We start from the raw sequence: 12,137 nt of genomic DNA, 5'->3' as shown, positions 1-12,137 counted from the left end.
GTCAGACCGCCGAATCCGATGGGAGGGCATGCGCCCCAACCGGTTCCGGCCCGAGCTCGTTGTACCCTGGTTTCTGGGCATGCTCGTCGAGTCGTTTCATGGTGTCGAGAACCGAATCTGCCGTTGGCGCTAGCAGTTCGTCCACGATCTTGCCGTCGGCCAGGAAGACCACGCGGTCGGCATAGGCCGCCGCGCGAGGATCGTGCGTGACGATGACGACGGTCTGGTCGAACTCGTCCACCGCATCACGCAGGATGGAGAGCACCTCACCTGAGGACTTCGAATCGAGATTTCCGGTGGGCTCGTCGCCGAAGATGATCTCCGGCTGCCCAGCGAGGGCGCGGGCACAAGCTACACGTTGCTGCTGACCGCCGGACAACTCCCCGGGACGATGATCGAGTCGGTCCTTCAGCCCCAGTTTGGTCAGCACGCCGTCGAGCCAATCCGCGTCCGGTTTGCGGCCGGCGATATCGAGGGGAAGCGTGATGTTCTCCAACGCAGTAAGTGTCGGCACGAGGTTGAACGCCTGGAACACGAAACCGATACGGTCTCGTCGAAGTTGCGTCATCTGCTTGTCCGTCAGCGCGGTCAGCTCGGTACCACCTATTAGCACCGAACCCGAACCGGCCGAGTCGAGACCCGCCAGGCAATGCATCAGAGTCGACTTACCTGAGCCGGAAGGACCCATGATCGCGGTGAATTCACCCCGCGCGAAGTCCACGGAGACGCCGCTGAGCGCGTGGACTTGGGTGTCGCCGGTGCCGTAGGACTTCGATAATTCGACAGCACGGGCAGCGACAGCGGGGGAATGCTTGCTCATGATCGCCGTACGTCCTTCCTGTTGAGTGGTCCGGTTCCGCAGTGACGGTCCGGGCTGGTGCACGCGTGGCGCACTCTTCCATGATGTCGGTACGGGTGCCGGGCCGCCATCGGGGATCACCCTGACATTTCGACTCTCGGACCCTGATCCCGGCCATGGATCGCGCCATCGGATTCGAAAACCACACCGACATTGCTGCTGCCGCACCGATTCGACGAGACGTGTGGACGAAAACGTCACTGATCTCTTCGGTGGCCGCTAGCCTGGCATGACCAAAATCACAGACGAGAGGTGAACGCATGCCAGAGGCCAGCACGGAAATCATTTTCGACCGCCTCGCGCATTGGGCGCAGTCCCGGCCGGACGACATCGCCGTTCAATTCCAAGGCGCCGAGTACACCTGGTCGCAGTGGCACAACCGGATTCTGCGAATAGCGGGGGCCTTGACGAAGCTCGGGATCGGTTCGGGAGACACCGTTGCGTTCATCGACAAGAACCATCTGTCCTGCCTCGAGGTCACCTACGCCGCCTCGCTGTTGGGTGCCGCCAACGCGATTCCCAACTGGCGCCTGGCCGGTGAGGAACTCGTATACGTGATCAACGATTCCCGCGCGCGAATTTTGTTCGTGGGTCATGAATTCCTGCAGGATGTCACGCCGCTACGCGATCAACTCACCTACGTCGAGCGGATCATCGTCGTCGGTGGAGACCACGACGAGTTCGAACCGTGGATGCAAGATGGGCCGGCAGCGATCTTGGAGGATGGGCCTGCGGCGACAGCAGAGGCGACCGCGCTGATCCTGTACAGCTCCGGAACCACGGGAAGACCCAAGGGGGTGCAGCTGACCCACCGCAACCTGATTGCCCACAGCGAGGCCAACCTCGAGGTCTTGAACGCGAGTCGCGACGACTGCCTCCTCGTCGCAATGCCACTGTTCCACGTCGGTGGGACCTGCTACGCAATCATGGGAATCCACGCCGGAACCCGAGGCCACTTCACTCGGGAAGCGGACGCGCCGTCCCTGTTCGCAGCTCTGGCGGCCGGAGCGAACATGGCCTTCCTCGTACCACCGGTAATCGCAGGCGTCCTTGCGGCGGGAGAGCAGGCGATCGCTGCGTTCGGTGCACTCGATCGCATCATCTACGGCGCCGCTCCCATGCCACTGCCGCTACTTCGCAGCGCACTCGCCGCCTGGCCGAAGACTGAATTCGTCCAGGTCTATGGAATGACCGAGTTGTCGGGCGTAGTCACCGCCCTGCTGCCGGAAGTGCACCGCGACGAAACGCAGGAGATGAGGATGGGGTCGGCAGGACGCCCGATGCCCGGTATCGAGATGCGCATCGTCGACCCTGCAACCAGTCAGGATGTTCCACCAGGCAAGACAGGGGAACTGTGGTGGCGGACACAACAACGCACCCCCGGCTACCTCGGCAAGCCCGAGGCGACCGCCGAAGCCATCACTGCCGACGGGTGGTTGCGCAGCGGTGACATCGGTCGCGTCGACGACGAAGGTTTCGTGTTCATCGAGGACCGTCTCAAGGACATGATCATCACGGGCGGCGAGAACGTCTACTCCCCTGAGGTCGAGCGCGTACTCGTCGAGCATCCGGCGGTGGCTGAGGTGGCCGTGATCGGGGTACCCGACGACCAATGGGGCGAGGCCGTGAAGGCCATCGTCGTGCCGGTATCCGGGGCAACGGTCGACCCGGACGAACTGATCGCATACACACGGCAATACCTCGCGAAGTTCAAGTGCCCGAAGACCATTGACATCGTCGATCTACTGCCGCGCAACCCTACGGGCAAGATCCTCAAGCGCCAGCTGCGCGCACCTTACTGGGAGGACCGCAGCCGCAACCTGGTGTGAACTCCATTCATACTGGGACGATGATTGTTCGGTGCCCATGCCTGCTCGGTGAGTCATACGACGACTGTTGCGGGAGGTATCACCGTGGAGAGGCGAAGGCGCCCACCGCCGAGCGTCTGATGCGTTCGCGGTTCAGCGCCTTCGCCCTCTCCGACATCGACTATCTCTCGCGAACGTGGCATCCGAGCACACGGCCCGCAGAGCTTCATCTCGATCCCGGACGCCGCTGGACCAGCCTCGAAATTCTGGCTGCCAGTGGCGGCGGGCTGTTCGATACCACCGGAACCGTCGAATTCCGCGCGCACTACGTAGAGAACGGACGGCCCGGGTCACATCTAGAGAACAGCAGATTCGTTCGCGTCGATGGCGATTGGCTATATGTCGACGCACTTGCGACGCCAGGTACTCGGCTCCCCCGTCTCTGAGCGTCCGCGGTTTAGCATCGAACACATGAGCAACCACCGGATCGGCTCCTTTACCGTGTTCGCCGCCTCCGCACTGGCCCTGGTGCTCACCGGATGCGCGGATTCGAACTCCACGAGCGGCGTCGCCGCCACGTCACCGATGGCCACGAAACTCGCGGACAGCGCCCCTGCACCTGGAAGAACCACGATCCCGGTGGACTCCTCGGCCAAGTCGTCGCCGGCCTCCGACTCGGCCCGGCTGACGGTCACCGACGTGAGTGTGGGACAGCATGAGGGATTCGACCGCGTGGTCTACGAACTCGGGGGAACAGGCACCCCAGGATGGCGCGTCGAATATGTCGATGATGCCGCCGAGGGCGGCAGCGGCGCGCCGATCTCGATGTCGGGCAACGGTATCCTTCAAGTCCTGATCGATGGCTCCGCGTACCCGTTCGACAGCGGTGTCGAAGCATATTCAGGCCCGGACCCCGTTCCCGGAGTGCCCGGCGGCACGGTGACCGAGGTGCGGGGAGCGCTCGTGTTCGAAGGTGTCACCCAGTCGTTCATCGGGGTGACGGAGCCCGGTCTGCCCTTCGCGGTCTCGACCTTGTCCGAGCCGACCCGCGTAGTCGTCGACGTCGCGCGTTAGCACCTTCCGCCTCGCCCGGCGTACGCCGAGGCTATCCGCGTGAGTGACGTCTCTGATCCCGGTCGCCGCGAAACTTTCCGCCCGCGCGATCGTCTCGGCCTGCCTTGCGTCCGCGGCCAGGCCGACCTGGAGGCGGACCCGTATCAGGCTGCAGTTGAATCAAAACACCGGAGATCCGGGTGCGACGGAGCGCCTCCAGAGTCTCGCGAGACATGTCGGCGGGTAGCTCCACAAGACTGTGATCGGGTCGGATGCTGATGTGACCGAAGTCGCTGCGCCGCAGGCCACCCTCGTTCGCGATGGCGCCGACGATTGCACCGGGCACCACCCGGTGCCGCTTCCCAACCGCGATTCGGTAAGTGGCGAGTTCCTGCCCTTCTGATCCGTGGGACCGTCCCGCCGATCCACGGCCCCTCCCAGGCGGACCGTCATCGAAGCGTCGCGGGGGCCGCTCGCGTGGTTCACGCTCTCGCCGCGGCGCTGGTGGGGGCTCGGGTGCCATGAGGAACGCCTCACCGTCCCGGGACTGCACTGCCAGCGCAGCAGCGATATCGGCGAGTGGCACGTCGTGTTCCTGCTCGTAGTCCTCGATCATCTTGCGGAACAGCGCCAGGTTGTCGGACGCGAGGCTCTCGGTGATCGAATCGCCGAACTTGGCAACGCGCTGCGCGTTGACGTCGTCGACACTCGGCAGCTGCATCTCGGCGAGGGGCTGACGGGTGGCCCGCTCGATCGCCTTGAGTAGGTGGCGTTCTCGAGGCGCAACGAACAACAGCGCCTCACCCGCGCGTCCGGCTCGACCGGTGCGACCGATCCGGTGCACGTACGACTCGGTGTCGTGCGGGATGTCGAAATTGACGACGTGGGAGATGCGGTCGACGTCGAGGCCGCGTGCGGCGACGTCGGTGGCCACGAGAATGTCGACCGCGCCGCTCTTGAGCTGGCCGATGGTCCGCTCACGTTGGGCCTGCACGATGTCGCCGTTGATGGCCGCCGCCGAGAACCCACGCGAGCGCAGGCGTTCGGCGAGATCCTCCGTGGCCTGCTTGGTTCGCACGAAGATGATCATGGCTTCGAAGCCCTCGACCTCGAGAATCCGAGTGAGGGCGTCGAGCTTACGCTGATGCGCCACCTGAACGTATCGCTGCGAGATGTTGGACGCGGTCGACGTCTTGGACTTCACCGTGATCTCGACCGGGTCGTGCAGGTACTGCCTGGAAATCTTGTGAATCGCTCCCGGCATTGTCGCCGAGAAGAGGGCGACCTGTTTGTCCTCGGGAGTGTCGGAGAGGATGCGCTCGACGTCCTCCTGGAAGCCCATCTTCAGCATCTCGTCGGCCTCGTCGAGGACGAGGTACGACAGCTCTGACAGATCGAGCGTGCCCTTCTCCAGGTGATCGATCACGCGACCCGGCGTGCCGACCACGACGTGGGCGCCGCGCCGCAGTCCCGACAGCTGGACGCCGTAGCTCTGGCCGCCGTAGATGGGCAGGATGTGGACGCCCGGAATGTGCGCCGAGTACTTGCCGAACGCCTCCGCGACCTGCAGGGCGAGCTCGCGCGTCGGCGCGAGGACCAGGGCCTGCGGCGACTTCTGAGTGAGGTCGATCCTGGAGAGGATCGGCACCGCGAATGCGGCCGTCTTTCCGGTACCGGTCTGTGCCAGCCCGACGACGTCGTTTCCTTCGAGCAGCGGTGGAATCGTGGCGGCCTGGATCGGCGAGGGCGACTCGTAGCCCACATCAGACAGTGCCTTCAAGACCCGATCATCGATGTCGAGGTCGGCAAAATTGGGGGGTTCGGGGTCACGCTCGGTATTACTCATTGACCAGGATTTTAGTCCACGAGTCCATACGGCCGTTCTGCGCGGCGCAATTGGGCTGCTACTGGGACGGGGGCCGATCGCGACGACGTCGCCTAGCGTAGACGACATGGTCAATGTCGCCGTCATTCAATTCGCTCCCGGGCAAGACAAGGGAGAGAACCTGAGCACTCTGCGCGCTCTCGTCACCCAGGCCGCCTCTGGCGGAGCAAGGGTGGCGGTAGCGCCCGAGTACGCGATGTTCACGGCACCGAGAACAGACGAGAGGCTCGTCGAATCGGCCGAGGGATTGGACGGGAAGTTCGTCTCCGGTCTGCGGGCGATCGCCTCCGAGGTCGGCGTGTACCTGGCAGCGGGAATCAACGAGCACCTGCCGGGGGACGATCGAATTTCCAACACCATCGTCGCGTTCGGACCGGACGGCGATCTCGTTGCCACGTACCGAAAACTCCACCTGTACGACGCCTTCGGGTACAAGGAGTCCGACGTCATCCGTGCAGGCGACATCTGCGCGCCCGAGACCTTTGACGTCGACGGCCTGATATTCGGGCTGCAGACCTGCTACGACCTTCGATTCCCCGAAGTTACCCGCCGCATCGTCGATGCAGGCGCCGACGTTCTGCTCCTGCCCGCACAATGGGTTCCCGGTCCACTGAAGGAGGACCACTGGTCGACTCTCGTCCGGTCGCGTGCCATCGAGAACACGATCTACGTGGCCGCCGCCGACCAGAGCGCCCGAACCGGGGCCGGCGCGAGCATGATCGTCGATCCGATGGGGGTGATCCTCGCGTCGCTCGGCGAACGGGTAGGCACCGCGGTCGCGGCCGTCGATGCGGAGCGGATCGCCGAGGTCCGTGAGATGAACCCCGCGCTCGAACTGCGCCGGTTCACCGTCACGGAGAGGTAGCTGACCGAGCTCGATACATTCCAGACGCGACAGTTTCGAGGGGTAGCGTCGAAGATGAAGCGTCCTCCCCTATTACGGAGCGTTCGATGCACTACACCAGTCGTGCCGATGCCGGCCGCAGACTGGCCGGTGAGCTGAAACATCTGCGCGGTACCGACCCGGTCGTGCTGGGTTTGCCGCGTGGAGGTGTCCCCGTCGCATTCGAGATAGCCGCCGCTCTGTCTGCCCCACTCGACGTCGTGCTCGTCCGCAAGCTCGGAGTGCCCTGGCAACCGGAACTCGCCATGGGCGCCATCGGCGAGGGAGACGCCCGGGTCATCAACGACGACGTCGTCCGTCTCATCCGAATCAGCAAGGACGCGCTCGCGCAAGTCGAGGCCGAGGAACGCCGCGAACTCGAGCGCCGCACACTACTTCTCCGCGGCAACAGGAAGCGGATACCGCTGAAGGGCCGCACGGCCGTAATCGTCGACGACGGTATGGCCACAGGTGCGACGGTGGCCGTGGCCTGTCAGTCGGTGCGCGCCCTCGGCGCCGCAAAGGTCGTGGTCGCCGTTCCGGTGGCTGCGCCGGAGGCAGTCTGGCGCACGCGGGTGACCGCCGACGAGGTGATCTGCCCGTACACGCCGGCGGATCTCGGCGGCGTGGGTAACGCCTACGACGACTTCCACCAACTCACTGACGGCGAGGTCACGGATTTGTTGGCCATCGGCTGACGAATCACTTTTCGGACGAACTTCATTTTCGGTGCAACGATTCGGAAGCTTGTGTCGATACATCGGGCAGAGCACTTCAAGAGCCTATTTTTGGAGGATCGTGTGACCGTCTCTGCCGATACCCTCAAGACCGTCGTCACCGCCTGCCGCGAGCGCCTGGGCGACCCGTCCGGTTGGATCACGTCAACTGCCTATCAACACAGCCTCGCCCTGTGCATCATCGAATCGGTCCAGTCGAGCGCCGGGCACAGCGAGGCCGCTGTCGTCGACCGCTATCTGGCGTATCGCCGAGCCACGCTCGATCAACCCGTCACCGACGGCGCGCGCGATCTGCTCCGCACCTTCGAGGAGGCAGGAAGCTCCGACCAGTGGGCAGGCAAGGTCGGATCTTACAAACGGCGATACAACGCGACCGGCGTGCAGATCGAGGCGCGGCACATCCAGCAGGCCGCCGAGCGGCTACACCAACTGCGCATCAACAATATCGACGACCTCCTCGAGGCAGCCCGGGACGAGGCGGCTCTGGAGCAGATCCACGCTGCCTGGGTCGAGGTTTGTGGCGAGAACAGCGATGTCACCTGGGCGCACTTCCTCATGCTCGCGGGGATACCAGAGGTCCGCCCGAGCCGGGTGGCGAAGGTCTTCGTCAGCGGGGCGCTCGGCATCTCCGAAGCCACGGACCCCGGCCTCGCCGAGGAAATCCTCGAGGCCACCGCGGCCGAGCTCGGAGTCGATCAGGACCAACTGGACTACGCGATCCGGCGCTGGCTCTCGGCCAATTCGTGGCGCCTCTCCGATGCTGCCTGAGCTACAGGCTCAGATCGCGTTAGACTGATCACCGCTGGTCAGAGTGAAAATGGGCATAACGGACAGGGCCGAAGCTGCAAATCGGAAGCAAATGTGATCAAATGCACATCCGTCATGTCATTTAGTGGAGGGGTCACAGTGCGCGAATTTTCGGTACGGCAGTCGTTCTCAATTCCGGAGGACGCGTCCATGGCCGACACGGTCTTCCGACACGCCAAGGAGGACCCGAAGTTCATTCCTTTCAAGAAGCCGCATAACGGTGGTTGGGTAGACGTCACCGCCGCCGAATTCGCGGAGCAGGTCTCTGCGGTCGCAAAGGGCCTCATCGCCTCGGGTATCGAACTCGGGGATCGAGTCGCGATCCTCTCTGCGACCCGCTACGAATGGGTCGTCATCGACTACGCCATTTGGACGGCAGGCGGCTGCACCGTCGCCATCTATGAAACGTCCGCACCTGATCAGGCGAAATGGATCCTCGAAGACTCCGGCACATCACTCCTGGTCGTCGAGAAAGCCGAACATGCCGCAGCCTTGAAGGTCGTAACAGACGAGGCTCCGGATCTGCGTGAGGTCTTCCAGATCGAGGGCGGAGCGATCGAGGAATTGACCAAGCGTGGCCAGAACATCACCGACGAGCAACTGCACGAGCGCCGGAATCAGGTGAACGGTTCCTCCGCAGCAACCCTCATCTACACGTCCGGCACCACTGGTCGCCCCAAGGGGGTGCAGTTGACGCACTCCAACTTCTACGCGGAGTCGACGGCTGTGCGTCAGGCGCTCGAGGAATCGTTCCTCCAGGACCGGCGGACACTGATGTTCCTCCCGCTTGCGCACGTCTTCGCACGGGCGATCTCGTTCGGCGCGTTCGACGCCAAGGTCACCGTCGGACACACATCCGACATTTCGACGCTGGTCGATCAGTTCGCAGTGTTCAAACCACACTTCATCCTGTCGGTGCCACGCGTGTTCGAGAAGGTCTACAACTCTGCCAAGCAGAAGGCGTACGACGGCGGTAAGGGCGGCATCTTCGAGAAGGCGTCCGCCACGGCCATCGCATACAGCGAAGCGCTGGAGAACGGCGGGCCCGGACTGGGGCTCAAGCTCAAGCACTTCGTGTTCGACAAGCTCGTCTACTCGAAGCTGCGCACCGCGCTCGGGGGCGAATGCGATACCGCGGTTTCGGGTGGCGCCGCACTCGGCGCGCGCCTCGGCCACTTCTTCCGCGGTATCGGCGTACCCGTCTACGAGGGCTACGGCCTCACCGAGACCAGCGCCGCGATCTCGGTGAACACCCCTAGCGCACAGAAAGTCGGCACCGTCGGCAAGCCGATCTCCGGCCACGCTGCCAAGATCGCCGAGGACGGCGAACTGCTCCTCAAGGGCCCCGTCGTGTTCGGCGGATACTGGCACAACCCTGAGGCAACCGCGGATTCGATCCAGGACGGCTGGTTCCACACCGGTGACCTCGGCTCGATCGACGAAGATGGTTACATCTCGATCACCGGACGCAAGAAGGAAATCATCGTCACCGCCGGCGGCAAGAACGTGGCACCGGCCGTCCTCGAGGACGCCCTGCGCGCCCACCCACTGATCAGCCAGTGCCTGGTGGTCGGTGACGGCAAACCCTTCATCGGCGCGCTCATCACCTTGGATGCCGAAACCCTGCCCGGGTGGATTGAACGCAACGGGTTGGCCGCGGACGCTTCTGTGTCCGACCTGATCAAGAACCCCGACCTGATCGCCGAGATCGACCAGGCCGTGGCAGAGGGCAACAAGAAGGTCTCCAACCCAGAGCAGATCAAGAAGTACCGAATCCTCGAGGTTGACTTCACTCAGGAGACCGGCGAACTCACGCCCACGCTGAAACTGAAGAGGAACGTCATCCACAAGGAGCACGGGGCTGCCATCGAGGCTATCTACTCCTAGAAAGCGTTCCCACGGCTCGTACGCCTTCCCAGTAGCCACCCGCTACTGGGAAGGCGTACGGCTTCTCAGCCTCTACAGCTCGGCGACGATGCGTTCGGCCAAGGGCCTCGACGACGCCGGGTTCTGGCCCGTGTACAGATTGCGGTCGACAACCACATGCGGAGCCCATGCGCCGACCGCATCGAATGACGCCCCCTGCTCACGCAAACGGTTCTCGAGAAGCCAGATGGCCTTGTCTGCAAGACCTGCCTGCGTCTCCTCCTCGTTGGTAAACGCAGTGAGCTCGTAGCCGTCGAACAGCCATGAGCCATCAGCTTTCTTGGCAGGCAACAGTGCCGCGGGCGCGTGACAAACGGCGGATATCGTCTTCCCCGCGTTCTGGAAATCGACGAGCAGATTGCCGAACGGTTCGGACACCGCCAGATCCTCCATCGGACCGTGACCGCCCGGTACGAACACAAAATCGAAGTCCTTGGCATCAGAGTCTTCGAGGACTGCAGGCGAATCGAGACGGGGCTTCAGCCGGTCGAGATAATCCTTCAACTCCGCGGCGCGCTCCTCACCTCCATTCACCTCGGCAGCCAGGCTCGTCTGATCGACCACCGGAGCCTTACCTCCCGGGGTCGCAATCACGACTTCGTATCCCGCCTCTTCGAATACACGATGAGACTCGACGAGTTCCTCGGCCCAATACCCGGTCGGATGGGCCGTTCCGTCGGCCAGCGTCCAATGATCGGCGGCAGTAACAACGAACAACACTCGCGTCATGACGAATCCTCGAGTTCGACTATTCGGACGCGAGGTACAACACGCGAGGGTCAGCGGTATTCCCACGGCGCATGCGCCCAATCGTCACGGTGCCGTGCGCTCGATCGTCACAGTGCCGTGCGCCCGATCGGCCGGCGCGGATACGGAAAGCGGCCGTCGTCATCATTTCAATGACGACGGCCGCGATCGAGACCGTTCCCTATGCAGCCCACCGGTCAAACCGCGAACTGACCTTTGGTCAACCGAAGCACATACCTTCACCGCGATAGGTGGGTACCGCGGTGCGCGATCCGTCCCCATCCACGACGTGTATCTCCGCGAACCGTTCGCACAGTTCGCCGGCCTTCGCGTGCCGAAACCACACGCGGTCTCCGATGCCCAGTTTTGCTGCCGCCCTTCCGCTGACGGGAGTCTGCACTTCCCCCGCACCCTCGTTGCGTAGAAGCCTCAGCCCGGATGGCCACATCGGCTTCGGCACGCGGCTACCGCCCGGCGGACCGGATGCGATGTAGCCGCCACCGAACAGGGTCACGATTTTCGGCGCAGGTCGCCGCGCCGTGGACAGCGCGAAGTAGAGGGCCGGGTGTGGACGGAACGCTCGATAGTCGTCGAAGAGCGTCGGGACGTACAGACCCGAACCGGCCGTAACCTCGGTGACGACAGGGTCCGCAGAACTCACCTCCAGCGAGCCGGTGCCACCGCTGTTGACGATCTCGAGCACACCGACCTCGGACTGCACGGCGTTCACCACTGCACTGCGCCGGTCTGCGAGTTCCTTGGCCGAAGCCTTCTTTATCCAGCCAACCGGCGGACTCGAGTCCGGCAGTCCGGCGATCTGCGCCTCGTAGAACATGACGCCGACGACGGCGAATCCCCTCTTGTCGGCGTGCTTGGCAAATGCCGCGACCGCCGCCGGTTCGCGCAGAGGCGACCGCCGGACGCCGATGTGAACGGGGCCCAGGCGCAGCGACGCGTCGACGTCGATACACAACCGCACGCGCAGGGATGTGGTGCCTGCAGCATCCAGAATGAAGTCGAGTTGGTCTTCGCTGTCGACCATCAGGGTGATCCGGTCCAGCAGTTCGGGATCGGCGGACAGTTCGGCGATTGCGCCCCGATCGGAGGTCGGGTAACCCATCAGAATGTCGGTCGCGCCGTGTCGGGCGAGCCAGATCGCCTCACGCAGCGAATAAGCCATGATCCCGCGAAACCCGTCTGCGCCCGTGAGTTTTTCGCCCAAGGCAACCTGCAGGACAGCGCGACACCGAACAGACTTGCTGGCAACGCGCACAGGAGTGCCGCCTGCACGCCGCACGAGGTCGGCGGCATTGCCGCGTAACGTAGGCAGGTCCAGCGCCGCCAACGGCGGGTCTACCTCCGTCGTCGAGGCAATGAGGCGGTCGAGCGTGGGAGTCAAGATGCGTCCAATCCTTTGTCCGTCGATCCAGTG

At 63.8% G+C, this 12,137-nt stretch carries 11 protein-coding genes; 7 read left to right on the top strand and 4 right to left on the bottom strand.

Annotated features, from left to right (window positions below):
• Position 1: 1 nt before the first annotated feature.
• Positions 2–820: an ABC transporter ATP-binding protein gene (locus AB0I57_RS03915; RefSeq protein ID WP_358330100.1), complete on the bottom strand. Its 819-nt coding sequence runs from the start codon at positions 818–820 to the stop codon at positions 2–4.
• 299 nt (positions 821–1,119) lie between these two features.
• Between AB0I57_RS03915 and AB0I57_RS03910 the strand changes: the two genes are divergently transcribed.
• The 3 genes from AB0I57_RS03910 to AB0I57_RS03900 are packed head-to-tail and all read left to right on the top strand — an operon-like array spanning position 1,120 to position 3,741.
• Positions 1,120–2,688, top strand: a complete 1,569-nt coding sequence (locus AB0I57_RS03910; RefSeq protein WP_358330097.1) for a long-chain-fatty-acid--CoA ligase — start codon at positions 1,120–1,122, stop codon at positions 2,686–2,688.
• A 20-nt stretch (positions 2,689–2,708) separates the two neighbouring features.
• A complete protein-coding gene (locus AB0I57_RS03905) occupies positions 2,709–3,113 on the top strand; it encodes a YchJ family protein (protein WP_358330094.1) in 405 nt (134 codons plus the stop codon).
• A gap of 25 nt (positions 3,114–3,138) precedes the next feature.
• Complete coding sequence (locus tag AB0I57_RS03900) at positions 3,139–3,741, top strand: hypothetical protein (protein ID WP_358330091.1); 603 nt, start codon at positions 3,139–3,141, stop codon at positions 3,739–3,741.
• Between the two features lie 31 nt (positions 3,742–3,772).
• Here AB0I57_RS03900 and AB0I57_RS03895 read toward each other — a convergent pair whose 3' ends face one another.
• Positions 3,773–5,566 carry a DEAD/DEAH box helicase gene (locus AB0I57_RS03895; RefSeq protein ID WP_358330088.1) on the bottom strand — a complete coding sequence of 598 codons (1,794 nt, stop codon included), beginning with the start codon at positions 5,564–5,566 and terminating at the stop codon, positions 3,773–3,775.
• Between the two features lie 106 nt (positions 5,567–5,672).
• Between AB0I57_RS03895 and AB0I57_RS03890 the strand changes: the two genes are divergently transcribed.
• The 4 genes from AB0I57_RS03890 to AB0I57_RS03875 all read left to right on the top strand — a co-directional run bounded on the left by AB0I57_RS03890 (position 5,673) and on the right by AB0I57_RS03875 (position 9,919).
• Positions 5,673–6,470, top strand: coding sequence for a carbon-nitrogen hydrolase family protein (locus tag AB0I57_RS03890; protein WP_358330085.1), 798 nt, complete (start codon positions 5,673–5,675; stop codon positions 6,468–6,470).
• Between the two features lie 86 nt (positions 6,471–6,556).
• On the top strand, positions 6,557–7,186 hold the full coding sequence (locus AB0I57_RS03885) for a phosphoribosyltransferase family protein (protein WP_358330082.1): 630 nt from the start codon (positions 6,557–6,559) through the stop codon (positions 7,184–7,186).
• Positions 7,187–7,288: 102 nt separating this feature from the next.
• Positions 7,289–7,993 carry a heme peroxidase gene (locus AB0I57_RS03880; protein WP_358330079.1) on the top strand — a complete coding sequence of 235 codons (705 nt, stop codon included), beginning with the start codon at positions 7,289–7,291 and terminating at the stop codon, positions 7,991–7,993.
• Positions 7,994–8,131: 138 nt separating this feature from the next.
• Positions 8,132–9,919, top strand: a complete 1,788-nt coding sequence (locus tag AB0I57_RS03875; protein ID WP_358330076.1) for a long-chain fatty acid--CoA ligase — start codon at positions 8,132–8,134, stop codon at positions 9,917–9,919.
• A gap of 72 nt (positions 9,920–9,991) precedes the next feature.
• Here AB0I57_RS03875 and AB0I57_RS03870 read toward each other — a convergent pair whose 3' ends face one another.
• Both AB0I57_RS03870 and AB0I57_RS03865 read right to left on the bottom strand, forming a co-directional pair.
• Positions 9,992–10,687 (bottom strand): type 1 glutamine amidotransferase domain-containing protein, encoded by a 696-nt coding sequence (locus tag AB0I57_RS03870; RefSeq protein WP_358330073.1) that lies wholly within the window; start codon positions 10,685–10,687, stop codon positions 9,992–9,994.
• A gap of 238 nt (positions 10,688–10,925) precedes the next feature.
• Complete coding sequence (locus AB0I57_RS03865; protein WP_358330070.1) at positions 10,926–12,104, bottom strand: amino acid deaminase/aldolase; 1,179 nt, start codon at positions 12,102–12,104, stop codon at positions 10,926–10,928.
• Positions 12,105–12,137: the final 33 nt, after the last annotated feature.

This window comes from Rhodococcus sp. NPDC049939 (assembly GCF_040656415.1).
Classification (GTDB): Bacteria; Actinomycetota; Actinomycetes; order Mycobacteriales; family Mycobacteriaceae; genus Rhodococcus_F.
The sequence above is the reverse complement of the archived record's forward strand: the minus strand, read 5'-3'. Positions and strand labels throughout refer to the sequence as shown.